Source organism: Denitrobacterium detoxificans (genome assembly GCF_015062615.1).
In the GTDB taxonomy this organism is placed as follows: domain Bacteria; phylum Actinomycetota; class Coriobacteriia; order Coriobacteriales; family Eggerthellaceae; genus Denitrobacterium; species Denitrobacterium detoxificans_A.
Genome location: NZ_SUUH01000001.1, coordinates 383,540 through 409,379 on the forward strand (window position 1 = coordinate 383,540; position 25,840 = coordinate 409,379).

The 25,840-nt window shown below is 58.8% G+C and carries 20 protein-coding genes; 8 read left to right on the plus strand and 12 right to left on the minus strand.

Annotated elements, in window-relative coordinates; all coding sequences use genetic code 11:
- Positions 1–22 precede the first annotated feature (22 nt).
- Both E7002_RS01670 and E7002_RS01675 read left to right on the plus strand, forming a co-directional pair.
- On the plus strand, positions 23–1,681 hold the full coding sequence (locus E7002_RS01670) for an FAD-dependent oxidoreductase (protein WP_303727188.1): 1,659 nt from the start codon (positions 23–25) through the stop codon (positions 1,679–1,681).
- A 76-nt stretch (positions 1,682–1,757) separates the two neighbouring features.
- Positions 1,758–3,329, plus strand: a complete 1,572-nt coding sequence (locus tag E7002_RS01675; RefSeq protein ID WP_303727189.1) for an FAD-binding protein — start codon at positions 1,758–1,760, stop codon at positions 3,327–3,329.
- Positions 3,330–3,840: 511 nt separating this feature from the next.
- On the opposite strand, the gene E7002_RS01680 is transcribed toward E7002_RS01675, so the two are convergent.
- From E7002_RS01680 to E7002_RS01690, 3 genes are all read right to left on the minus strand, one after another.
- Positions 3,841–5,532, minus strand: coding sequence for a bifunctional UDP-sugar hydrolase/5'-nucleotidase (locus E7002_RS01680; RefSeq protein WP_303727190.1), 1,692 nt, complete (start codon positions 5,530–5,532; stop codon positions 3,841–3,843).
- A 33-nt stretch (positions 5,533–5,565) separates the two neighbouring features.
- Complete coding sequence (locus E7002_RS01685) at positions 5,566–6,609, minus strand: prephenate dehydratase domain-containing protein (RefSeq protein ID WP_303727191.1); 1,044 nt, start codon at positions 6,607–6,609, stop codon at positions 5,566–5,568.
- A 124-nt stretch (positions 6,610–6,733) separates the two neighbouring features.
- A complete protein-coding gene (locus E7002_RS01690; protein WP_303727192.1) occupies positions 6,734–6,910 on the minus strand; it encodes a hypothetical protein in 177 nt (58 codons plus the stop codon).
- Positions 6,911–7,164: 254 nt separating this feature from the next.
- Here E7002_RS01690 and E7002_RS01695 point away from each other — a divergent pair, with 254 nt between their 5' ends.
- A complete protein-coding gene (locus E7002_RS01695) occupies positions 7,165–10,281 on the plus strand; it encodes a hypothetical protein (RefSeq protein ID WP_303727193.1) in 3,117 nt (1,038 codons plus the stop codon).
- Positions 10,282–10,452: 171 nt separating this feature from the next.
- Here E7002_RS01695 and E7002_RS09365 read toward each other — a convergent pair whose 3' ends face one another.
- The 3 genes from E7002_RS09365 to E7002_RS01705 form a co-directional block, all read right to left on the minus strand.
- A complete protein-coding gene (locus E7002_RS09365; protein ID WP_369692475.1) occupies positions 10,453–10,812 on the minus strand; it encodes a zinc-ribbon domain-containing protein in 360 nt (119 codons plus the stop codon).
- A 65-nt stretch (positions 10,813–10,877) separates the two neighbouring features.
- The gene (locus tag E7002_RS01700; protein WP_303727194.1) at positions 10,878–11,651 is read right to left on the minus strand and encodes a carboxymuconolactone decarboxylase family protein; all 774 of its coding nucleotides are present in this window, start codon (positions 11,649–11,651) and stop codon (positions 10,878–10,880) included.
- 37 nt (positions 11,652–11,688) lie between these two features.
- The gene (locus tag E7002_RS01705) at positions 11,689–12,666 is read right to left on the minus strand and encodes an alpha/beta hydrolase (protein ID WP_303727195.1); all 978 of its coding nucleotides are present in this window, start codon (positions 12,664–12,666) and stop codon (positions 11,689–11,691) included.
- Positions 12,667–12,769: 103 nt separating this feature from the next.
- Here E7002_RS01705 and E7002_RS01710 point away from each other — a divergent pair, with 103 nt between their 5' ends.
- Both E7002_RS01710 and E7002_RS01715 read left to right on the plus strand, forming a co-directional pair.
- Positions 12,770–13,207, plus strand: coding sequence for a MerR family transcriptional regulator (locus tag E7002_RS01710; RefSeq protein WP_303727196.1), 438 nt, complete (start codon positions 12,770–12,772; stop codon positions 13,205–13,207).
- 217 nt (positions 13,208–13,424) lie between these two features.
- Positions 13,425–17,132: a hypothetical protein gene (locus E7002_RS01715; RefSeq protein WP_303727197.1), complete on the plus strand. Its 3,708-nt coding sequence runs from the start codon at positions 13,425–13,427 to the stop codon at positions 17,130–17,132.
- Positions 17,133–17,263: 131 nt separating this feature from the next.
- On the opposite strand, the gene arsS is transcribed toward E7002_RS01715, so the two are convergent.
- Together arsS and E7002_RS01725 are read right to left on the minus strand one after the other, a co-directional pair.
- Entirely contained in the window at positions 17,264–18,238 is a 975-nt protein-coding gene (gene arsS / locus E7002_RS01720) for an arsenosugar biosynthesis radical SAM (seleno)protein ArsS (protein WP_303727198.1), read from the minus strand.
- Between the two features lie 126 nt (positions 18,239–18,364).
- Complete coding sequence (locus E7002_RS01725; protein ID WP_066661297.1) at positions 18,365–18,703, minus strand: arsenosugar biosynthesis-associated peroxidase-like protein; 339 nt, start codon at positions 18,701–18,703, stop codon at positions 18,365–18,367.
- Between the two features lie 341 nt (positions 18,704–19,044).
- On the opposite strand from E7002_RS01725, the gene E7002_RS01730 reads away from it, so the two are divergent.
- From E7002_RS01730 to E7002_RS01740, 3 genes are all read left to right on the plus strand, one after another.
- On the plus strand, positions 19,045–19,716 hold the full coding sequence (locus tag E7002_RS01730) for a Pr6Pr family membrane protein (protein WP_303727199.1): 672 nt from the start codon (positions 19,045–19,047) through the stop codon (positions 19,714–19,716).
- 110 nt (positions 19,717–19,826) lie between these two features.
- Complete coding sequence (locus tag E7002_RS01735) at positions 19,827–20,342, plus strand: flavodoxin family protein (RefSeq protein WP_303727200.1); 516 nt, start codon at positions 19,827–19,829, stop codon at positions 20,340–20,342.
- 104 nt (positions 20,343–20,446) lie between these two features.
- Entirely contained in the window at positions 20,447–21,973 is a 1,527-nt protein-coding gene (locus tag E7002_RS01740) for a DUF2252 domain-containing protein (RefSeq protein ID WP_303727201.1), read from the plus strand.
- A gap of 90 nt (positions 21,974–22,063) precedes the next feature.
- Here E7002_RS01740 and E7002_RS01745 read toward each other — a convergent pair whose 3' ends face one another.
- The 4 genes from E7002_RS01745 to E7002_RS01760 form a co-directional block, all read right to left on the minus strand.
- Positions 22,064–22,759: an ABC-2 transporter permease gene (locus tag E7002_RS01745; protein WP_303727202.1), complete on the minus strand. Its 696-nt coding sequence runs from the start codon at positions 22,757–22,759 to the stop codon at positions 22,064–22,066.
- Positions 22,756–23,625, minus strand: coding sequence for an ABC transporter ATP-binding protein (locus E7002_RS01750; protein WP_303727203.1), 870 nt, complete (start codon positions 23,623–23,625; stop codon positions 22,756–22,758). The genes E7002_RS01745 and E7002_RS01750 overlap by 4 nt, the downstream gene beginning before the upstream one ends.
- A gap of 28 nt (positions 23,626–23,653) precedes the next feature.
- The gene (locus tag E7002_RS01755) at positions 23,654–24,028 is read right to left on the minus strand and encodes a GntR family transcriptional regulator (RefSeq protein ID WP_303727204.1); all 375 of its coding nucleotides are present in this window, start codon (positions 24,026–24,028) and stop codon (positions 23,654–23,656) included.
- Between the two features lie 250 nt (positions 24,029–24,278).
- Positions 24,279–25,829 carry a fatty acid--CoA ligase family protein gene (locus tag E7002_RS01760; RefSeq protein ID WP_303727205.1) on the minus strand — a complete coding sequence of 517 codons (1,551 nt, stop codon included), beginning with the start codon at positions 25,827–25,829 and terminating at the stop codon, positions 24,279–24,281.
- Positions 25,830–25,840: the final 11 nt, after the last annotated feature.

The window sequence follows — 25,840 nt, forward strand, 5'->3', positions numbered from 1 at the left end:
GCAGCACATGAAGGAGGAAACCATGACTACGAACAAGATGACGCGCAGGGGCTTTCTGAGTCTTGGGGCCGCTGCGGGCGTCCTGGCGGCAGGCTCAGCGCTGGCTGGCTGCAGCCCGAAGCAGAGAACCGAAGTGGAAAGCAAGGAGGCCGCCGTCGAAGGGCCTGATACCATTGACGAGAGCCTGATTGCCGACACGGTGGACTGCGACGTGGTGGTGTGCGGCCTGGGCGTTTCGGGCGTGGCGGCGCTACGTGCGGCTGCCGAGTCCGGCGCGAAGGTGGTCGGCGTGGAAAAGACCAGCATACCCAACTGCCGCTCCAGCATGTTCGCTGCGTTCAACTGCGATACCGCCCGCCAGCTGGGCGTGGAGGACATCGATCCCACCGAGATCGCCAACGAGCTCATGATCCAGATGGCGCACCGCGGCGACTATCGCGTCATCAACAAGTGGCTGGCCAACTGCGGCGAGGCCTTCGAGTGGTACGTGGGCGCCTACGACGGCCTGGTGATGGTGGGCCCGGAAGACGAATACCCCGAAGACCCTGAGCAGATTTATCTGTGCGCTGACACCATGGCCGCGCCGTACCGCTTCGGCATCGACCACGAGCGCACCTTCTCCGGCTGCTGCTGCGTGGGCGGCGGCAACGAGACGCATCGTCCCATCCTCGAGGCGAATATCCAGAAGGCCCTGGACACAGGCAACGCGCAGACCTTCTTCAATTCGCCCGTGGTGCAGCTGGACGTTGCCGACGGCCGCGTGACCGGCGCCGTGTGCCAGAATCTGGCCGACGGGTCGTACACGCGCTACGTGGCCGCCAAGGGCGTGGTGCTGGCAACCGGCGACTACAGCTTCAACGACGACATGCTGAAGCAGTACGCGCCCTGGGTGTACGCCAACAAGGACAAGTACCTGTTCTCGCACGAAGCCATAGACATGAACGGCAACCACGCCAGCATGGGCGACGGCCAGCGCTTGGGCATTGCCGCGGGCGGTCACGTGGACGTGGCGCCCCATGCCGTCATGGCACACATCCTCCAGTTCGGCGTCGAGTTCTTCCTCGAGCTGAACGAGCACGGCCAGCGCTTCTGCAACGAGGATCTGAGCATGACCAACATCGCCAAGGTGATGGTAAACCAGCCGGGCAGCAAGGTGTTCCAGATTATGGACGCCACGGCTGGAGATTACTACCCAGTGGAAACGATGCTGAGCTCCTTCCGCAACAACGGCGAAATGTTCTCGGCCGAAGCGGACACGCTGGAAGACCTGGCCGCTCAGCTGGGATTTACCGGCGAGGATGCGCAGGAGTTCGTGGCCAGCGTGGAGCGCTACAACGAGCTGTGCGCGAAGGGTCACGACGACGACTTCGGCAAGGCGGCCGAGAAAATGCACGCCATTGCCACGCCTCCGTTCAAGGCCATCACCTACGACATGCTGAAGCACACCTCCGTTCTGGACGTCAGCTGCATGCGCCTTCTGGTGACCATGGGCGGCCTGGTCACGAACGACAACGCCCAGGTGCTCGACGACGACCTGCGTCCCATTGCCGGCCTGTACGCTGTGGGCAACACGCAGGGCGGCCGCTTCGTGGACGACTACCCCTTCAGCCTGTCCGGCGCAAGCCACGGCGCGGCGCTCACCTACGGCTACCTGGCCGGCAAGCACGTCGCCCAGCAGTAAGGCATACCGAAACCTGTGCCCGGCTCAGTTCGGCGAACCGGGCATTCTTTTTGTTCTATCGAAGAAGGGACACATTATGGACATGAACCGCAGAAACTTCCTGGCAGCAGCCGGCGTGGCCGGCGCAGGGGCCTTCGCCGCGCTTGCAGGGTGCTCGGCGCCCGCCCACCGCCAGAAGCCCTCAGACGCATCCGACGGTGCGGCACGGGACGCATCCGCCGCCAACATCGTCGAGACCGTAGACGTCGACGTGGTGGTCGTGGGCTCCGGCACCGCGGGAACCTATGCAGCCGTGCGCGCCGCCGAGAACGGAGCCAACGTGCTGTGGCTGGAGCAGAACCCGGTTCGAGGGGGCACATCGGCCATTACGGAGGGCATTGCCACCATCGGCGGCTACGCCATGCGCGAGCAGGGGCTGGACCTGAAGCTCGACCAGCTGTATCACGACTACATGGAGTTTCAGTCGTGGGGAGCGTCGCCCGACGTGCTGTCCATGTATCTGGCGAACAACGGCCCCGCTACCGACTGGGCCATCGACCATGGCGCGAAGCTACAGTACAGCCCCATGAGCGAGGACACCTACTGGGGCAGCGTGTGCCTCGACGACGAGGGGAACTTCCTGCACATGGGCAAGGGCATGCTTCAGCCGCTGTGGGACTACGGCGACACCATGCCGAACCTTGAGCTGCGTACTGGCGTCACTGCGTCCGAGCTCGTGATACAGGACGGCGCCGTGACCGGGCTTTTGGCCGAGGGCGGCAATGGCACCATCCAGGTGAACGCCAAGGCCGTGGTGCTGGCAACGGGCGGTTTTGCCGACAACCCCGACATGATGAAGCAGTACGTTGGCGCCGACGAGGGCGAGATCGTCATCGCGGGCATGGGCGGCCGCATGGGCACGGGCGTGAAAATGTGCCTTTCCGCTGGCGGCAGGATGCACGGGCAGTCCGCCATGATGTACACCTTCGGCGCCGTAGAAGGGGCAACCGGGTTCAACGACATCGTGAACATGGTATTCTGCTGGGACGCAACGCTTTCGGTGAACGAAAAGGGTGAGCGCTTCTTCAACGAGGCCGCAACCGTAAACGACCGGACGGCCGTCCGCAACCTTGCCGTGCGCAACCAAAAGACGGCGTGGGCTGTGGCTGACGCGCCCTACGTGAACGCTATTGCCGAGATGGGCCAGGTCGACTACGTTACCGGTAAGACCGAAGGCGACCTGATGCAGGAAATCGAGTCGTATGATTCCATCGTGTCCGCCCAGACTTTGGACGAACTTGCAGAGAAGATGGGCGTTCCCGCCGATGCGCTGAAGGCGTCGGTCGAGCACTACAACGCCATCGCCGACGGCGAGCCCGACCCCCGTTTCGGTTTGACCGGCGAGTTCGTCATCCCCGTTCTCGATGCTCCGTACTATGCGGCGAAGACCGTCCCGTCCGCGTACGGCACCGAGGGAGGTCCGCTGACCAACGACAAGATGCAGGTGCTCAGCGGCGAGACCGGCGAGCCCATTCCCGGCCTGTACGCCGTCGGTTCGGACAACGGGTCCATGTACTACACGAACTACCCGATGCACATCGTCGGCGGCACCGCGCAGGGCTTCGCCGCCACCAGCGGTTTCGTGGCTGCCGACGCGATTACCGCATAGCCAACCGTCCAACTTCAGCCCCCTCCAAAAATCCGACCAGAAGAGAGTCTCTCCTGGTCGGATTCTGCATAAATGGGGACAGTCCCTTTTATGCTTTTATGCGATCGGCCGCTTGCTCGGCAGCGGTGCCAGAAAATGTCATGACAGCTGCCGGTGCGCCCGACCGAGAGCCTCGCGCCGCGCTCGTCGTCCCGGCGGGCCAGGATCCTGCCGGCGTACTGCGACCCGCGGTCGGAATGGAAGATCGCGTTGCCAGCGACGTAGCCGCGCCGCCAGGCGTGTTCGAGCGCCTCGACCACAATGCCTGCGATCATGGTGGACCCCGAGCTTGACCTCCATGACGGCTCTGCTCTTAGAGTTGGAAAGGATCACCCCAATCAGCGTTACGACACCGGTAATGCACGCCACGATGATTGACCCCATAAAAGAACTGCCTCCCGAGAGCGACTTTTCGTCCTCGGGAGGCATCGACCGATCTCGTTCGCGAAATCATATCCAGGAAGAACAAGAATTACGCGCCGATTATCGTTATGCGACCTTGCCCTTGCGGATTGGCATATTCGGCGGGCACCTCATGGTTGCACCCCTGAACGAGGTAGCTCACGAGTGCCTCGTAATCGAAGCCAAACGTCACCGGTTGCCGCGCATCGGCAGCGTCCTTGATCGCATGATAGGTGTCCCCGCCGCCACAGATAAAAGCTAAGGTAGCAATCGAGTAGGATGCACCCTCGTCGAAGCCACGACCTGCGACATCGGTTATTGTCACGCGTGCGCCCGGAGCGGCCGGCGAGGGATAGGTCGAGTTCGGATAGGCTGGCCCTTCGGCATAGGGAACCGATGCATCAACGATAAACGTGATTCCCGAAACTTGCGGGAACGCCCCAATCCTCTTGTCCGTACCCACGGCCTGGCACGCAGCCTCAAGGGCCTCGAGGAGCTGAGCCCCCGTAACGTTAACGACCGCGAGGTCGTTGGAAAAGGGAAAGACCGCCTTGATGGTCCCCAGCGTGATGTCTCCCGGCTCCACGGAGACGCGTATCCCGCCGCCGTTCAGGAGGCCGGCGTCGACTTCGATCCCCAATTCCGCCGAAGCCGTCCAGCGAAGAGCCTCGGCGCAGAAATCGCCGAGGTTCGTCTCCTGCGAGCGCACACCAGGTTCGCGCTCGCCGTTCAGACGGAAAGGCGTCAAGCCCAACACCACGTTCAACTCGGACTCTGTACGCGCGTTCTCGCTATCGATGATCGACTGCACCGCATTGTCAATCCCAGCATAGGAACCCGCCGCGACGAGCTCCGGCGAGGGGACTCCCCCATCGATGACCACCACGCCGATGTTGCGCAGGTAGCACCCCGTTTCCACGAGAAACGCACCCGACACGTCTTCCTGGACTTCTTTGTGATCATGACCGTCGATGAGCAGGTCGATGCCATCCACTTGCCGCAGCAAATCCCTGCTCGTGATAACACCCGCCTCGTTGTTCCCAAGATGGCCCAAGCACACCACGATGTCGCAGCCTTGGTCACGAAGCTCCTTCACCTGGCCCTTCGCACACGCAATGAGATCATCGCCATTCAGGAAATCGAAGCCGGAAACCACTTTTGGCCCCGCGGTGGTCATAGTCGAAGGCGTCGTGAGCCCGAAGAAGCCCACCTTGGTGCCGTCGGCGAGCTCGAACACCTTATTGGCGGTGAAACGCAGCTCCCCCGTCTGCCTGTCGAGCACATTCGCCGACAGGAACGGGAACTCGGCGGCCTTCTCGTTGGCAGCAAGTACGTCAGAGCCCCAATCGAACTCGTGATTTCCCACCGTCATGAGCTGATAACCGCATGCGTTCATGAACGCTATCGCGGGCGCGCCTAACGCCGTGTCGACAAGCGGCATACCTTGCGTGGCATCCCCCGCATCGACGAGCAGCACTTCATAGCCCTTGCCCTCCCACTCAGCCTTCAGCGCCGCGACGGCCGCCATCGAGAAATTACCCGCAGCCTCGTCGGTCGCTTCAACGGCGGCGTCGTGGCCGTGAGTGTCATTGGTATGGATAATCGCGAGAAGCGGACCGGAAGCTTGCCGCGAGCTCGCAGCCGAGCCGCCTCCGTTCGGCCCCCACGAGCAGGAGGCGAGCGCTGCGGAGGCGCCCAACAGGCCGACGCCCTTCACGAACGTACGGCGCGTGACCATGACGCGCCCTGGAACGTCAGACATGAGACACCCCTCTCTCTCCGCCTCCGTCGTTTTCTATTCGCTCGAACTGGCCGAATTGCCAGCACTCGTTGTCTCGACGCTGGTAAACCGACCGAGAAGCTGGAGTTGCGCGATGTCCTCGAGACGCGAGACCTCCTCGTCCGTGAAGCCACCTTCGCGCTCGAGCTCGACCACGTAACGGTAATCTCCAAGCGCAGTCTTTCCGGGGCGGTCGTGCACGCAAACGAGCTTCGCCCCATTGGCACATGCCGCATCCAGCACGCCGGGCAGCTCCTCAGCCGACATGCTCGCCACGAACAGAGCGCGATCATAACCCGCAAGCTCGTTCGCATGACGCGACACGACGTAGAAGCGCGTCTTGTTCGCGTCGGATTTCGAAACGTTTTCCCGCAGCACTTCGAGTCCGTACAGGTCGGCCGCACCAGGCGCCGCGATGGCCACCGTCGAGGTGTCGCCTCCGTCAGCCACCTGCTGAGCGGCAGCAGCGGTGCTGGCCGTCTCGACACGTTCGGCATTAGGCAGGTTCTCGTCGAGCCAGGCCGAACTCTGAGCCAAACCCTGCTTATGGGAAAGCACGCGCTTGACCTGGGTAAGATCTGTTCCCGGAAGGCCCATGAGCGTCTGGCGAATCGGCAAGACGACCTCACCCACCACGCTGAGGTTCTGCGATGCGAGAAGGGCATCGATGTAGTCGGTCACCGGGCCGCCCAGCGTATTCTCCTGCGGCACGACAGCATAGGAAACCGTGCCATCGGCCACGAGCGCAAGCGCATCGGAAACGGTGGCCTGCGGCTTCAAATCATCGTTGACGCCGAAGAAGAGCTTAGCCGCCTCTTCGGTGTAGGTTCCCTCGGGCCCCAAATACGCGACAGTCGTGACATCGGCGATTTCGGCATCGGGAGCCGGAACCTCGATGCTCTCGACGGAAGAAGAGGATGCCAAACCGCCGCTATCTGATCCGCCTTGGCCCTGAGAGCAACCGACTAGCGCAATGCTCAATGAAACCGCAAGAACGCCGGCTAGCAGCTTCGCATACATCGCCATCTTACGCCCCGATGGTATTGCAGTCATTCCCATTCGAACCATCCCCCTCATGGTCAACGTGTCACTTTAGCAAGTACACCATAATGAGACTACAGAGAGCATAAACGACGACTCGCCGTAAACGCAAGCTCGGGCAAACAGCATGAAACCGACGACGCTATCGGCCCGCCGGCAAGGTCACACGCCCTCGTGAAACGCGCTTCCCGGCGCAAATTTGTTCCTTGCTATTGGCCATCAGCGAAATACCCTCATCCTGCAACGCGGTATCGAACCAAAGCTCCTGCCGCTCAAGCGAAAGCCTGTCGTGGACACCCAGGTCAAGCTTGGTATCCATGCTGACTCCACCATTGTCCGTAATACGCAAGCGCACACGCTTGCCGCGATAATCCTGATGCTTGAGTTCCTCGACGGGGCCGACAATCTCTAGCCGTACGCCAACACTCGAAGGCGGAGAGACCGAAAGAATTCCCGAATTCCCAGTTTCGGCTCATCCCCTTATAATTGATACGTGAAACATAACGATTCCCAGACAAAGAACCTCTAGCTAGGCCCCCGCTTGTACGGGGCACCGATTCGGGGTGAGGAACAATGTTCGGAACTGCAAGGAATCCCGAAAACGACGCAACGTCGCGCCAGCCGGAAGAAGGAATTCTCAGGCGAAGCATATCGCGTCGTAGCCTCCTCAGCGCTGGAGCCATCCTGGGCTTCGCGGCGCTCACGCATCCAACCGAGCACGCGTTTGCATGGAGCTCCTGGACGAACGCGACCTCGTCCATCCTGAAGAACATCGGAATGGGCGATTGCGTGCACGAAGACCTCGTTCAGATATCCTATGCGCGCGTACTGCGAAACCACGCGAAGGACACCACGCCGAACTCGCTTCTGAACCCCTGGGCCGGAGCAATCGAAGAGGATGCGCGATACGCGAAAATCGCGGGAGACATCGTGGACATCGGCGAAGGCAAGGCGTTCCAAGACGCCGACGACCTCGCCATGCGGCTCTTCCGCGAAAACCTTGCCTACCTGCGCATTGGCTCATACTGGAACGACGCAGCCGCAAACACGCTCGTAGACTTCGGCTACTCGTGCTTCTACCCCGACTACATTCCCGTCTTCTCGGGCAGCAATCAGTACGAAGGAGCCTGGGATGTTGGCCAGCATATCTGGGAAACAAACGAGCGAAACCAGTCAGCTAGCAACATGGGACTCGACGCGCTCGTGCAGTTCACGATGAACGACCGCAACAACTTCATACATGGCATGCTGTCATCAACGGCAAACCATTCGCAGTACCTGAAGCACTCCGAAATCAAGACGTTCGCATTGCAATGGCTTGGCGTCGCCTACGAATACGCACGCACAGGCGAGGTGCGGGCAACAAGCGACGTCACGAAAGCCCAGGCCGAAAAAATCTTCAAGGGCTTCATCGATACCTATGGCCAGCTCGACGAAGATGAGCATGGCATGAGCGTGTCGCTACAGGTAGGCTCGTCGGAAGCTTCGATAAAGCTACCGCATCGTAGGCTGCGGCTGCGCGCGCTCGGCATGATGTGCCACACCATGGAAGATTTCTGGTGCCCCGCCCACACCTGCCGTACGTACCATGCCGGTGGCACCATTCCCCAGTATTCGATCCTCGCGTTCTGCAACTACAAGCTGCAGAACGGAAGCAAGCCGCCCATGCTGGGATATCACATCCCCTTCGATCGCTATGCCATCTCGGACAGGGAAAACTCCACCAACTGGCGAGAGGCGCTCACGCGAGGCACAGGCGATTACAAGGGCACCGAAACGCTTGCGAACGTGCTCGACGATGGCATGAGCTGCCTCGACGACGCTCACACGTATTTCAATACGCTCGGCATGAACGAAACCATCGCCTGCATCACCAAGTTGCTCGAGTACCTCTACCAAGGGACCACCTGGGACGACGGCGTGCGCAATTGGGTCGATACCCAAGTCATGCCCACATATTTCGACGCGAACGGGCAATCCTACGTGTGCGACGCCGGCAGGCGCAGCCTGCACACCCCCACGTACATAACCGCCGCCATACAATCGATGGAACTAGCATACGGCAAAGCGGAACTAGCGGACAACTTCCAAGAAATGATCGACGCCGCAAACAGCTACGACGCCTGGCAACGCGGCGCCCATGCCTTCTATTCGGGAAAGTACAACACAAGCAAGTCGAAGTACGTCACGTCCGGCAATGAAAGCGATTCCATCTGGGCCGACAGCGAGGGAGAAAATAGGCTCATCGGCCTCGTGGACACGATCAACGAGGGCTTCGGCAGCCTAAGCGTAAGCAAGCAAGATTACCTACTTGCAAAGGTAGGCCCCAACGGATGCCATGACATGGTGGACGCGCTGAATCGAGTAAGGGGCATGCTCCAGGAGTTCAACATCGACCTGCGAGGAAGCTTGCGCCCGAATAACGACTCCGTCATGCAGAAACTCGAAGAGACGAGCAAGTTCTTTGCATCCGGTCTAAAGGGAACGGGCAAGATGGCAGCGCAATCGGACGGCGGCCCCCTCTCGATTCAGGCAGATGATGACCAAGACGACGATTTCTTCGCAACGTCGAACATGGCCATCGAGGACAGCCTTGGCTTCGATGATGGCTCCTATTTGATAGCCGTGCGTGACATGGACTCGCTCGAAACGAGCATCATGACCGTCCCCAAGGACACCCCCGGCATCGACAAGCTAAAGAAGGGTCTTGAAAACCTGACCATAACGTATACCCTCCAAACGGAATTCGAAGGCGACCCCGACTATCAATACGTCGTAGCCGATATCGATTACTCCGACATGGAAGAGGGCGTGTACCTTGTCACGGGTACGGTGAAATCGGTATCCGAGGACAAGAAGAGCCTTGTCCTCGACCTGAACGGCATCAGCGACTTCATACTGGACATCCGCGACGGACTAACTGACATTCCGCAAGTCGGCACGTATGTTTGCGCGCGCTATTCCCATGGCGAGGCAGGCCTTGAGCTCGTGGGCTACGATGAGCTCAGCGCTCCCGACAAGCTCGTAAAGGAAACGTATCCGGTGGCAAGGATCGACGGCTCGCATATGTGGCTGGCCACAAACGCAGGCGACTCCAACGCCGACGACGGCTATCGCGACTACCTGCTGGTCGACTACGGTTCGGCCGACGTGCGTTCGATACCGCAAGAGGGCTACGAAGTCACGGTGTATTACTACGACGAAGTCTACGGCGATACGACCGGCGTAGACGAAAGGGCGATCGCCACGGGCGGCAAGACCACTGCATCCACGGGCCTCTCTACGCAAAGCGAGGAAGACGAGCTCACCGATTCGGCTAGCGCCGGCTATCTCGAGCTTGGCGATGAGTATGGCACCCTCACGTATGGCAACGACACATCCCATGTGGCCAGCGTCATTTTGGGCACGAACGAAAAGGGCACGCCCGCAGACGAAGACGACCCAGACCCTGCGCCACCCGCCCCGGACCCCTCGACGGAAGACGACCCAGGAACAACCGGCTCCACTCCGACGCCCCCGCAATCAGGCGACTCGGAAACACCCGTCCCCGCCTCCACCCTCCCGTATACAGGGGACCCATTTTCCGGCATAAATGTCTTGCTATCGGCTGCAGCCGTGGCAGGCGCGGCAATGACAGCGTACTCCGCACGACGCGTGAGGAACGAACAAAGCGATTCAGAAGCGGAATAAACTGCTCGAACCAAAAAGCGGTGCGTCGAGATTATCGACGCACCGCCTTTATTTCACGAAAACGCCCCTTGCAGGATCTGCCGCAGATGGAATGCTAGAACGGCTATCGACGCCTAACAGGCTTATCGACCGACACCGTACACACCACACACAACCCGCCACCTCGGTAGACTAGAGAATTCGAGTGCTATGCGATGGGTCGATATCACTGTAGTCATCAGGCGGATTCTGCGGAATGGGATCCCCGCAATACGGGCAGGTAGTCGCATCAGAATCAACGGGCATGCCGCATGTCTGACAAGTTTTCTGATTGCTGTCATCTCGCGTTACGGGACTTGGCCTGAAGCACATGACGCTCCCCTCCTTTGCGCGCCAGCCTGCATCGTGCCACGCGCTTTTCGTCGATATGCGCGGTAATCCGCTTCTCGCATGATTATACAAAGCACTCTTTCCCGTCAATCGCCATAGAGCCCAGCGGCAGCAACCACGTTGCCAAGAGGTTACCTCGAGGACACGCATTGGATTCCCCATGCACTCGCTCCGAAATGATTTCCGTTCGCCCTACCCGCTTTGGGGATCGATAATCTGTTGATGGGCTATTGGGCCAGCTTCCCGTATTCCTCGTCCGAAACGGGTTCGAGCCACTCGTTGCTTCCACCCTCGCCCGGCACCTCGATGGCCAGGTGCGAGAACCACGAATCAGGCGCCGCGCCATGCCAGTGCTGCACGCCAGCCGGGATGTTCACCACGGAACCGGGCGTGAGTTCCACAGGCTCCTCGCCCCAAGCTTGGTAGTAGCCACGCCCTGCGACGCAGATGAGCATCTGGCCACCACCCTCATTCGCATGGTGCACGTGCCAGTTATTACGGCAGCCCGGCTCGAACGTCACATTGAACACAGGCACCTGCTCGGTAGATATCGGCGCAAGATAGCTCTGCCCCACGAAGTACTGCGCAAACGCATCGTTCGGCTTGCCAATGGGGAACGGCATTTCCTTCGCATGCGCCCTCATGGCAGCATCGTCGTACGGCAGGTCGCCCTCGCCCACATTCCACACGCTCTTCGCCAGATTAAACACGGCCCACGCCTTAGGCCACCCCGCATAGAACGCAACATGCGTGATAACGGCGGCAATCTCGGTCTGGGTTACGCCGTGGGATTTCGCATTCTGCAAATGATAGACAAGGGACGAGTCGGTAATGCCCTGTGACATCAGCGCAACAACCGTGAGGATGCTTCGGGTCTTCGCGTCGATGTCCTGGTTATTCCAATTCTCGCCAAACAGCACGTCATCGTTGTAATGCGCGAATTCGGGGGCGAATTCGCCAAGTTGGGCCCGCCCAGCCGTCTGCACGATCTTCTTAGTCATAGCTTCCTCTCTTCGCATCTATCGCGCGTTACGCACCCTACATTCCCTCTTCGAAGAACGACTGAAGCTTATCGAAGGGGATGGCGTCGAAATTGTCATATAGGTCGACATGGTTCGCGCCGGGAATGATCATGAGCTCTTTGTTATCGCCCTTGAGCAGCTTGAACGCACCCTCACTGAAGTAGCGGGAGTGGGCGTTTTCGCCATGGACGAGCAGAACCGGCGTATCGATCTCGCCTGCCATGGAAAGGATGGGCTGGTTCATGAACGAGACGGTGCCGATGACGTTCCAACCATCAGTCGAGTTGCCCGAACGCTCATGATAGCCACGCGGAGTCTTGTAGTACGCGTGGTAATCCTTCACGAACTGCGGAGCATCTTCAGGCAGCGGATCGACAACGCCGCCAGCGCGCTCGTAGGAGCCAGACGCATACTCGGCCGTGCGCTGCGCCGCCCAAGCCGCACGCTGCTGGTCGCGCGCTTCCTTGTTGTCGGCACTTCCGAAATAGCCCTCGCGGGTGACGCGCGTCATATCGTACATCGTCATTGCGGCAGTCGCCTTGATGCGCGGGTCGAGCGCCGCGGCGTTGATGGCCATTCCACCCCAACCGCAAATGCCAATGATGCCAATGCGCTCGGCATCGACGTCGTCACGGCAGCTCAGGTAGTCGATGGCCGCGCAGAAGTCCTCGGTGTTGATGTCGGGCGATGCCATGCGCCGGGGCTCGCCGCCGCTTTCGCCCGTAAATGAAGGGTCGAAGGCGATCGCCAAGAAGCCACGAGCCGCCATTTCCTGAGCATACAGGCCGCTCGACTGCTCCTTGCAGGCGCCAAACGGGCCGCTTACGGCAAGGGCGGCAAGTGCCCCCTCGGCACCCTTCGGCTTATACAGGTCGGCCGCCAACGTAATGCCGTAGCGATTGACGAACGTTACCTTGCAATGCTCAACGCGCTCATTACGCGGAAACACCTTGTCCCAATCCTGAACGAGCTCGAGCTGTTCTGCTTGCATCATGGCGGATCTCCTTTTCAGTTGAAACCATACGTGACTATGTTACTATGTGCACCCTAAGACATGAACCTAACTTTAGGTCAAGAAGTTAATTGGAGAAGACATCATGTACACCATCGGCCAGGTTTCCGAAATGTTCGACCTCCCCATATCCACGCTGCGCTACTACGACAAAGAGGGCCTCTTCCCCGCTATGGAGCGCAAAAACGGCATTCGAAAGTTTGGCGAAACAGAACTAGAAGCACTTCGCGTCATCGAATGCCTAAAAGCATCGGGGCTCGAAATCAAGGACATCAAGCGCTTCATGCAATGGTGTACGGAAGGCCCCGAAACGTACGCGCAGCGCAAGGAACTCTTCGAGTGCAGGCGCGAAGCGGTGCAAGAAGAGATGGCACGACTGCAAAAGACACTTGCCATGCTCGAATTCAAGTGCTGGTACTACGACACAGCCATCGCCGAGGGCAGCGAGGATGCCCCGCAGTCCATGATGCCCGACAAGCTGCCCCCAAACATCCAAAAGCTCTACGACCTGGCGCATAGCTAGGCTGCCCGCTTCAACCCCCGCAAGAACGCCAAGCGGACATGACCAAGCCCGCCGCCACCCCACGCAATTCGCCCCCTGTCTCCGCGAGAATGCCCAGCCCGAACGCATATTGTTACGCACCCGTGACGTGGTTGGCCCCCACTCGCATCCTCGGAGGAATATAATTTGGTAGTAATTCCGTGCCAATTAATTCCAGCAAGGAAAGCGGGGGCATGTTATGAAGCGTTCGAAATCCATAGCCTGTCTCTTCTTCTCGCTCGTCCTGGTAGCAAGCATGATTCCCATCGTTCCCTCCAACGCCGTAGCAGACGAAGAAGTCGCAGACGCAAGCACAACGAACGCCCTTCAGGCTGCTGACGACACTACAGGGCAGATCGTTCCCGGAGACGACCTCGATGGCGTAAAGGTACGCTTCAGGCCCGCGGGATCATACAAGCCCGTATCCGTCGAAGACAACGGCGACGGCGACCAGAAAGACCTGCTCCTCTACTATCTTGGCGAATCGACCCACTTCCGCTTGGAAAAAGCCGACGACGATAGTTACAAGATTCGATTCTTCAACGACTTCGGCAATCAAGACGTACAGCGCAAGAAGGCCCAGGTACTCGACGTCGAACGCAACAACAACGACAACAGCACCTATTACCGCGAGGGCCAGAACATCCATATGGTGAGCGGCGACAGCAATGCGCTGAACAAGCGCTGGCGGCTTATCCAGCAAAGCGATGGCACGTATTACATCCAGAACAAGCTTTCCGGCCTGTACTGGTCGCTTGAGGACCTCGACAAGCCCCGTTCGAACAACAATAAAATCATCCAGCGAAAAACGCCCCTCAAGTGGGAAATAGAACTCGTTTCGACATCTGATTACGACGTCAACCACATGGAGTCGATCAAGCAATACGACTCGCTTAACTTCTCGTTTGACGGCGAAACGATAACGTCCCTCAACTGGATGAGCTGCATACCCGACGGAATGCCCCTTTCGGACCTGAGCATTCCAGGCACGCACGACTCTGCCACCGCGAAAGTCGACACAGACGACAAGGAAAGTCGACGCACGCAGCAGTACTACATCGACGAGATGCTCATGGCGGGCGTACGACATTTCGATACGCGATTGGGCTGGGAACATAGCACGCTCACACTCGTGCACAGCGATGACACCGATGCGCTCAACCACAATGGCCAAGACCTCACGCTCGATGAGGTCCTGCAGTGGATGACCGCGTTTCTCCAGGCCAACCCAAGCGAAACTATCATCATGCAGATCAAGGCTGACGAAAACGAAAAGAATGTCGAAACGGAAGCGCTGAGCCATCTTGGCGCAATCGCCAAACAAGAGAACAGCATCATCTGGTCGGGAGACCACGTGCCAACCCTGGGCGAGGCACGGGGCAAGATCGTCATTATCAGCCGCTTCAGCGAGGTCTCCAACCGGGATTTCAGCATGGGTGACGGAACATCGTGGGCTCTCGACGTAGGCGGATGGCGACAGTCCGACACGTATCCCGCCTACGTCAATCCCCCAGGAAGCTCTTCCCATCTGGTAAGCCCGCAGATTCACAGCACAGCGCAGCCAAGCGGCACCGATAATTGGAGCAACTGCGAATTCTGGGTACAGGATTCGTACTCGCATACGCCACATGAGACGGCGTTCAAAAGCTCGAAACGGCCCTACATCGTAGGGGGACTCGACGGCATCGTGGCCGATTACTTTGACTTTACCGACATTCCCGAATTAGGCACCCTCCTCCCCGACGGAACGTACGGAGCGCAATATCGACGCGACCAAGCCCTGGCAAAAGGCAAAAACGCCTGGGTATTCAACTACACGAACTGCTCCGCCAATGGACTGGGGTACCACTATCGCGGCAATGCCAAGGAAATCCACCAGTGGATATACGATAACGAATGGATCATCCGCGACGACATGTTCACAGGCGTACTGGCAAATGACTACGACGACGAACTGCTGTGCAGCACCGTCTACCGCACGAATTTCGCTGGAGGAACCGGCGGCTGGAGCGACGCAACATACGAATGGAGTGCCGACAACACAACCTGCACGGCAACGCGCACATGGCATGGCGCGGCAGGCTACACCGAAACGGAAACAAAGGAAAGCAACACGGTTCGAACCCCCGCCACCTGCACCGAGCCCGATACGTCAACTTCGAGCGTAACGTTCGACAACCCCGCGTTCGAACCGCAAGAGAAGATAGTCGAGAATGCAACCTCGCTTGGCCATCGATGGAGCGAAGGCATCACGGAAATTGAGGCCACGTGCACCCATGACGGCAAGATCACCTACACATGCGAAAACGACCCCTCCCACAAGAAAAGCGAAGCCATCCCTATGCTGCCCCATGTGCCAGGAGAACCGGAGGTGATCGAGGAATCCGGGAGCAAATACACGGTAATCACGTGTACGGAATGCGGCACGGAGCTATATCGCGACGCCTACGTTGACCCCAATCCCACATGCTCGCATGCAAGCACCGAGACCATACGACAAACCATCAGAAATGCCGACTGCACCAATCCAGAACTCATTCAGGAAGTGGTGAAGTGCTCAGAATGCGGCGAGGTCGTCTCCTCTCAAATCGTTTCGGGAGAATTAGCCTCCAACCACGACTGGAACGAAACGGTATACGAATGGAACGAAGCCAACCAGAGCGTAACGGCCACGCGTACCTGCAAACGCAACTCCTCTCACGTGGAAACCGAGACCGTTCCATACGCATCAAACCCAACGCAGACGCCAACATGCACGCTCGAAGGTAGCATGCTGTACGAATCATCCCAGCTCATCAATGAAGAACTCGGCAACGTATTCGACGCGGAAGGCAACAACCTCGGCAGGATATCCAAGACCGAAACCATCCCCGTCCTCAGCCATGACTGGGGCGCGGGCGCAATCACGCATCAGCGGACATGCACCGAAGACGGCGAACGCACTTTCACCTGCTCGCTGTGCGGCGAAACCAAGGCCGAAACGCTTCCCGCACTAGGACACAGCTGGGAGGCCACCTACGAATGGGCGGAAGACGGTTCGACTTGCACGGCCACGCAAACATGTATGCGCGACGACTCCCATCATGGCGAAAGCGCAACGGGTATCATCAGCTTCGAAACGACCAGGATGCCTACCGCCACAGAAGCAGGCATGCGCACCTACATGGCCACCTTCAACGTTACATGGGCCGAAACGCAGGTTGCGAACGTCGAACTCGCATCCGTTGAAGAAGGCACCGCAGCATACCTAGCAAAATCGGGCAGCAGCTTATGGGAAAAGGGCACCACCTCGACATTGCAATTCGCCTATGAGCGCACCCCAGACAGCGACGCAACGTTCAGCCACTTCAAGGGGGTTTACGTAGACGGCAGCCCCCTTGCGGAGAACGATTTCAGCGCACGCTCGGGTAGCGTCATCATCGAACTTGCCCCCGCATACCTGAACACACTCTCAGCGGGCTCGCATACCATTCAACCTGAATTCGACGACGGCATGGGAGAAACGCGCTCCTTCACCATTGCACAGAGCTCCGACCCCGAAGGTGGCGAGGGCGGCGGTACCTCGGGCGAAAGTGGCGAGAGCGGCAGTACTTCGGGTGAAGGTGGCGACACCCCGAGCGAAGGCGAATCGAGCAGTGATACCCCAGGTGGGAACAATTCTGGCGACGAATCTGAATCGGGCGACACTGGAAACGGCACCACGGACGACACCAGCACAAATACGACAGGCCAGATCAAGGCGATCGCAAACCAGTCACCAACCACGACAACGAATGCATCCACATCGGCTTCGCCCATGGCCAAAACCGGAGACGCGATTCCCCCTATCGCCATAGCGGCAACGGCCATCATCGCGATAGCAGCACTTGCCATCGCCCTCGCGGCACGGCGCAAAAACAAGCAATAGGCCCGGCTTACGGCCATTCGAACTGTACCCATCCAAACGAAAAGCGGCCCCTCGGGGCCGCTTCCATGTATCGCTCATTCAGCGTTGCGCGAGAGACGCTTCCGGGCTTAGACCTAAGCCGTTTCGCCACCTCAACTGCTGCCCGCGCCAGCCGTGCAGGCATAGCAATGGTTGGCGAATACGATGCGACGCGAAGGTTGCCGCTCTCGTGCGAAGTCGAAGATGGTCTTCTTCCCCACGATTTCCAAGCCCAGCGCCTGATTGAAATCGCAGTCGTATACCCTACCCGCATAGTCGACGCTTATCTGATCGCGGCACATCATGCCTTCGGTAGTTGCCGGGTTAAATGCATCCACCAAACGATGCAAATAACCCTCCAGCTTCCCCTTGCGGTTCAGCGCTTCGGCAAAACGCCCGATGGGGTTGTTGGTGATAGCCACCAAATTGGAAAAATGCACATCGAAATCGCGTGCCAGGCTCCTATGGAATTGCTGTTCCATGGAAGCCTGGTCGGGAGGCATGGTTGCCCCGGCGGGATTGAAGACGAGCGTAATGGTATGAGTGTCGCCTTGTCCGTCGTGATCGCCAAAGCCAACATCGTTCAACATGCGCAATGCCTCAATCGAGGCCATGAATGTGCCGTCGCCACGAATCTTGTCGACATTGCGTGCGCTATAGAACGGAAGAGAGCCGAACAACTGGGCCCCCACCTCGGCATACAAGTTCACAAAGTGAGAGTAGCGAGGGTCGGTGAGAATGCACAGGTTCGTTCGCACAATGGGCCGAACGCCACGCGCCTGCCATTCGCGCAGGAACCATTCCATATCGGGATGCATCTCGGGGGCGCCACCCGTGATATCCACCGACGTGAAGCCACCAGTTTCATACGCATCGAAACACGCCTGCATGACCTCGCGGCTCATAACCTCGGTGCGCTTGGGGCCGCACTGCAGGTGGCAATGCCTGCACGCAAGGTTGCACACATAGCCAATGTTGATTTGCAACGTGGTAAGGGGCTCGTTCGTCATGCGATGTTCGGGAGGCACCATCGTGAAAAACGCTGGCGCCGCATCCCGCAATATCGAAAGAATGCTCTTCTCCGACATAATTGCCCCTTTCCCCACAAGCAAGCAAAAGAGTCCGGCGACGTCATGCAGGCCGAAGAGCAATCACATCGAATGAGCCGCGATTGCCAACCGCACAACGTCGCCGAAGCTACTACCCCCTACCCGCTACAACTCCTGATCCTCGATGATCTTGACCGCCTGCACGGCGTGCGCAAGCGCCGCACCGCCGCGAATGGCATTCGTCACATGGAACGCCTCGCCAATTTCCTCTTGGCTGCAACCCTGCTGCAAGCACGCATTGGTATATGCGTCGATGCAATACGGACACTGAACCGCAGCTGCCACCGCCAACGCAATGAGCGACTTCTCGCGTCCCGTCAGCGCCCCATCCTGAAACACGGAACCATAGTAGGCCATGTACTTGTCCCATAGCTCGGGAGAGAGAGCGCCCACGCCATCAGGAGAGAAGTTGGCCAGATCGGCAGGATTGTAATAGGTTTCCATAACAGCTTTCCTTTCCCTAATAGGAACGCACGAAACGATAGTTCAATTATAAAACTATCGTGATTGCCAAAATCCCAATTGGACGATTGTCCCCCGCACGTTACCAACGGCGACCAGATGGAGCATCCTAAAGGACGCATGGCAAACCCGCCATCGCAGCGCTCGACGAAACCTGCATCCAAACGGATATATCATCCGAAAAACGACTCCGCATCATGCCTGATGCATTACGCCTACGCGAATCAACAAGCAGCCTACAAGCATATTCCAGATGACAAAACACGTTCTGCACGCTCGTACAATGCAGCGTAAAGGCACTTGTTCGGAACGGGGAAAACGTCATGCGCAACACAAGCAAGACATTCTCGATCGTGTGGAAGCTCGCGCTCATCGCCTGCGCCATCTACGGACTGCTCGATGGCTCGGGCATTCTTGCGGGGGCGTACAAGGAGGGCTTCCCGCATATGTTCACAAACGTCTCGAATATCTTTGCGCTCGTCTACTTCAGCTGCGCGGCCGTCTGGCTCACCAAGAACATCAACGACGATGCAGCCGTCACCCTCGCTCCCACGGCGAAGTACACGGCAACCATCTCGCTGCTGGTTACCATGCTCATCGCCCACTTCATGCTCTTCGACGCGATGTTCCAAGATGGCCAGCTGGTATTCCACCTCGTCGTGCTGCATTACATCGTGCCGCTCATGGCGCTACTGGATTGGGCCTTTTTCGACGAAAAGGGCAAGCTTCCCCCTTGGGGGCCCTTCGCATGGCTATCGCTCGTAGTGGCATACCTTGCCTTCACGATGATTGCGGTGGGCGTCTTCGGCGTCTACATGGGAGGAGGCACGACGGCGGACATCAGCATGTACCCCTACACGTTCCTAGACCCCGGCATTTCGGGCGTTGAAGGCGTTGTGGGATTCTGCGGAGCAATGCTCGTGGCGTTTGTCGTGCTTGGCTATGCGTTATGGGCGGTGGACCGACTACTGGGTCGCACGGGCCGCAAGTGCTAGCCACACGCCAGCGACCGCGCCTCGCGCAACGCATATCCCGCATATGTTGCAACAACAACATCATTGCCCTCCGCACGATGCTAACGTCATGCTCGTAACTAGGAGGTAGCATGGCCGAGGACATCACGATGCTCGTATCATCCCGTACGGGCAACACACGCAAGATTGCCAACGCAGTAAGAGACGAGCTCGAGCTTCAAGGGTATCGCGTACACGAACGAGACAAGGGCGAAGCCGTACACACCGAAAACGTCATCGTCTGCTTCTGGTGCTTCAAATCGCGCTTCGACCCGCTGAACGCCAAGCTGCTTGAGGGCATGGCGGGCAAACGCATTCTGGCATTCGGCACGTTCGGCGGCTACCCGGAAAGCGCCTACGGAAACAAGGTACGCGCCAACGTAACCGCCGACGTGGGCAAGCACAACACCTGCCTGGGAGTATTCCTTTCTCAAGGCAAGGTGGGCACGCACAATATCGAAAAGCGTCGCGCCCTTCCCCACGACGACCCGCATTATCTAGACGACGCGGGCGTCGCGCGCATCATGGAATCGCAACGGCACCCCAATGAAGACGATATGCAACGGGCAAAGGAATTCCTGATCGAGCACGTACGTTTCTTCGCATAGCAGCGCGCCGAAAAGCACGCGACGAATTGCTACCCATGCGCGTACAATAGGCGAAGGGGAGTTCATGGGGTAGAACTTCAGAGGCAGTCGAAAGGCGGTCGTCTATGTTCATCGACAAGAACACGGAAACCAAGCTGCGCGAAATCGTAGCCGAGACGCTGTACAAGACGGACGAGCGCTCACCCGAGGAGCGCAAAGCGGCGGGTAAGGCTCTCCGCGAAACGGTGCCCCTTGGCTCCCACGCCACATGGAGCGCCACCGAAGACCGCCCCGACCCCGTCGCCCTCCTGAAAGAACAGGGAGAATCCCGCTTGCAGGAGCTCCTTCCCCTTCGCTACGAGCGCATGGGGGTATCCGCGTTTACGTTCTACCGGGGTGGCGCGCTCATCATGGCGTCCGACCTGTCAAACACGCCAGCCACCGGCATCAACGTGCAGGCATGCGGCGATGCCCACATCTCGAACTTCGGGCTCTTCTCCAGCCCCGAACGACGCACCGTCTTCGATATCAATGACTTCGACGAGACGTCCATCGGCCCCTGGGAATGGGACGTCAAGCGCATGGCCGCTAGCGTGGAGATTTGCGGCCTCGACCGTGGCTTCTCCAAAAAGGAACGCAAGGAAGCCGTGCTTGCCAGCGTGCGCGGATATCGTGAGAGCATGCTCGAATTCGCCGCGATGGGCAACCTTGACGTATGGTATGCGCACATCGACATCGACGAAGTCACGTCGGCCTTCAAAAGCAAGATGACGAAGAAGGAAAAGAGGCAAGCCGCCAAGGCCATCGGCAAGGCGAAGAGCAAAAACAGCACGCGAGCCATTGCGAAGCTCACCGAAGTCGTCGATGGAAAGCTGCGCATCATCAGCAATCCCCCCATCGTGATTCCACTGCGCGACATGGCGAGCGCCGCCAAATCGGCTCCCTGGATCAAGCTTCTCGACACGGAAAAGATCGTCAAACTCGCGCTCGCGGCATACCGAAAGACGCTATCCCCCGACAAGCAGATGCTCATCAGGCAATACCAGGGCATTGACTCGGCTATCAAAGTGGTGGGCGTGGGCAGCGTGGGAATGCGCGCGTTCATCATCGTGATGCAAGGCGCGGGTTGCGAAGACCCCTTGGTGTTGCAGATCAAGGAAGCACAGGAATCGGTGCTCGAGCGCTTCTGCGGCAAGAGCAACGCCGAGCAGCATGGCCAACGCGTCGTAGAGGGACAGCGCGCCATGCAAACGGCAAGCGACATCCTGCTTGGCTGGTGCCGTCTTCCCGGCGTCGACGGAAAGACGCGCGATTACTACGTGCGCCAGTTGTGGGACGGCAAGGGATCAGTCGATCTGGAGCGCATCGATGCGAAGCACCTTGCGATCTACGCACGCGCCTGCGGACGCACGCTCGCCCACGCGCATGCGCGCACGGGAGACCGCTTCGGAATCGCGGGATACCTTGGTACGACCGACGAGTTCGACAAGGCCATCGCAAAGTTTTCGCGCGCATACGCCGTGCAGAACGAAGCGGATTTCGCCCGCTTCCAGGAAGCGATCGCGCAAGGCGAACTACGAGCGGCCATGATTCTTTCTGCCAACGACGAGCAGAAGCCCCAAGGCGAGCAACAACCCGCCAAAGACGAATAGCAGTCCACGACGCAATTCGGCGCCACACAGCACAGGCAGGGCCCATGCATCGCACGGGCCCTTCCAAACATGCGCCTAGGAGGGAACGGGCTAAAACTCGCGAGTGCCGTAAAGCCTCAGAGCAACCAGCGCGCTTGCGATGAACAGCGCAAGAGCGCCAACCGCAAGGGAAAGCCCCGCAACAACCGGGGTCATGCCCATTAGCAAATCCAGCGTGAACTTCGACTGCATGAAGCCGGCGAACGCGCAGAACCCGAACACGAAGACGAGCGGCAGAATGCGCACGGAACGCGTGACCCCAAACCGCATGGCAATGGGAAGTATCACCGAGAGCATAACGAGAGCGATGGACATGCCGCCAACCCCCGCAAGGCCTGCCATCGCGGGAAGACTCACCCCACCCATGGCCTGGGCATCGAATGCGGACCCTCCAAGCCCCGTTGCGGGAATCACGGCATACGCGGCAAGCGCAACAGCCACCGAAAACGCGAGGGAAGCCAACGATGCCACAAGCACGCCCGCATAGCGACCGAAAACGATATCGCGCTTGGACAAGGGCAGCGTCTCGCGCAGCCTCGCCCAGCCAGCCATCTCGTCATAGCTAAGCACTGAATACGTCATGAGGCAGGGCAACATCACCGCAATGACCGCTGCGCCCATCGACACGCCCATCATCAGGCTGTCGCACGAGACGATCATGATGACGATAACGCAGGCGCATATGGCAGCCGTCTGCAAAACGAAGCGCTTTACCTGGGCAAAATCGGAAGCGAGCATAGCTTTCATCGCGCGCCTCCTTTCAACATCAAGAGCATGTAGTCGTCGAGCGAAATCGGATCGCACGGTGTATCGGGGAACACCTGCGTGAACGCAAAGCGATCAGGCACGAATACATCGATCTGGTAATCGCGCCGCAGGTAATACAACTCGTCCTGGGGCAGGAACCCGCTTTCGCCAATCGCCGCAAACTGACGTTCGGCGCAACGAGCAACGCCGCCCCTGCCGCAAATATCATCCTTTTCCTTGGAGAAAATCACGCGCCCCGCATCAACGCAAACGATGCGATCGGCAATCTTTTCCAAATCCGACGTAATGTGGCTGGAGATGAGAATGCCACGCCCCTCATCATTCATGAACTCACGCAGATATTCCAAGGCCTCGTCGCGGGCAATAGGGTCGAGGCCCGCGGTAGGCTCATCCAAGATAAGCAGCTCGGGATGATGCGCCAGCGCAAAGGCAAGGGATAGCTTCATCCCCATGCCGCGCGACAGCGTTTCGATCTTCTTCTTGGGGGAGATATCGAACTCGTTCAAAAGCCTGTTGAACTCCGGACCATCCCAGTTCGCATACGCTGCCTTGCCAATACTCGCTATATCCGACACATGCATCGTGGGAACGAACGCGCACGTATCAAACACGACTCCCACGCGGCGCTTCCACGCCCCGCCCTTGGGGCTTTCGCCGAAAGCGCGCACCTTGCCCCCATCAAGACGATTCAGGCCCAACAGTGCCTTGATGATAGTGGTCTTGCCCGCGCCATTGCTGCCAATAAGGCCCACAACGTACCCTTCGGGCACCGATATGTTCACGTTATCGAGCGTGAACCCGTCGTATCGCTTCGTCAGGCCCGCACCTTCGATTAGGTTAGGCATCTTTACTCACCCTCTTACCCTCTCGCACCTATTCATCCACGGCAAGCGCATCGAGCATGTCGTGCAATTCCGCAACATCGACCCCAGCCACGCGCGCATCCGATAGCGCTGCGACAAGATGCTCTTCCACCCTGCGCAAGCACTCCTCGCGCAGGAGTTCCAAATTCGCCCCCGCCACGAAGCTGCCCTTGCCTTGCACGGTATCGATGAACCCCTGGGCCTCGAGCTCCGCGTATGCCCGCTTCGTGGTAATCACGCTCACATGAAGACGATTGGCCAGCATGCGCATAGACGGCAGCGAAGAACCAGGTTCAAGCGCACCAGACAAAATGGCATCCTTCAGCTGAAATACGATCTGCTCGTAGATGGGCTTATCGCTTGCATTGGAAATGACAATATCCAAACCAATTTCTCCTTTTTCACGGCGCCATTGAAAACGCCTGCGCGCTAGCGAAACGCCGCTCGCGCACTGCCCGGATTGACGTCTCGCACCGGGTATAGTGTATATACGCTACATACACAGTATGCACACGTCAGAACGCACTGTCAAGCATTCGTCCAAACGCTTGCCACCACCCGCAATCACAGCCGTTATTTCGCCAGGTAACGCAAAAAAGAGGCTCCCGAAGGAGCCTCTCCACGAACGCTCGCCCTTACTGGGCCATGATCGCCTCTGCACGTTCTCTCAGCTTCTGCTTGTCGTACGCTCCCGACGCGTCTCGGTCGGGAATCTCGTCGACAATTTGAATGCGCGACGGACGATACCAGGGACCGCGCACGACCTCGAGCTCGCTCCCCAGCTGCTCTTCGGTGTACTGCACGCCCTCGTCGAGCGCCACCCAGGCGAAGATGTGCTCGCCATCGGCAGCATCGGAAATGGGATGAGCCACCGCGGCACGCACGCCATCCATGTCCAGAAGCACCTTTTCCACGTCGAACGCGTACATGACGAATCCGCGGTACAAGATGACGTCCCGCGAGACGCCCACAATATGCAAGTACCCCTCTTCGTCGAAATACCCCTGATCCAACGTATCGCGCCAGCCATCAACCACTTCAACAGGGGCGTCATAGCCCAGCGTTTGCACGCATACGCTGGGATTCTTGGTAACCACATGACCCGCTTTGCCCGTAGGCATTTCCTCGCCCGTGCGCGGATCCTGCACGACGACTTCCGTACCCGCGAAAGGCACCTTCACGCCAGCAGAATCGAACACCTTCGCATCTCCCTTGCGATGGTCTTCCGGAGAAAGCCACATGAGCAAACCCGTTTCGGTTGAGCCATAAACCTGCGCGAAGTCGCAATCGAGCAAGTCGTACGCATCCATGATGTCCTCGGCGCTGACCTTCTGACCGCCGTACACGAAACGATCCAATGCCGAAAGGTCGGCCATGGCTGCCGCATCGCTTCGCGCCAGCTTCACCATCTGCGAAGAGGGCAAGAACAGATCGGTAATGCGGTGCTGCTCCATGGCGCGCACGATGCCCTCGGTAGTTGGCTTGCCCCAATAGATGATGACCGTCTCGCGCCGGAAGAGCGCCGCAATGAGCATGCCAATGCCCTGCAAGTCGGTCGTGGGAGTAAGCTGCAAGTAGCGTCCCCGCTCTCGCTGCCCATAGACCGCCGCCATCTTCGCGAGCGAATAGAACTCCGCTCTATGGGAAAGCACGATGCCCTGGGCCGCCCCCGCACGCCCCGCCGTAAACCGCACGACAGAAGCATCGTCGTAGGAAACATGACGGTCCTCGAAGGTTTCGCTCCCCGTAGGCGCCAGAAGGCTACCTTGGGCCGTTATCTCGATGAATTCAACTTCGCATCCAGCCTCGAGCAGATGATCGCGCAGCTTTTCGACGATGAACGACTCGCATACCACGAACCGCGCGCCCGTATCGCGAATGAAGCGCGTCCAGCTATCGGCACCTACGTAATTCTGCAGCCCGAACGAGGCACCGCCTGCCAGCGCAATGCCAAACGCCGCTGCAACCATGCCAATATCATCGCTGCCACCATATGCGCAGTATTCGTTCGGCTTGAACCCGCGGCGAATGAGCTCGTCGCGAATGCCCTCGCAGAGCCCAAGCGCCTGCACCCCCGAATAGCTACCAGATTGGGTCACGAAGACCTCGCCATCACCCGCTTCCTCGAGCAACGACCGATAATACGTTTGAAGATCGCCATCGATGACGCCATCGCGTAACGACATGCATATCACCC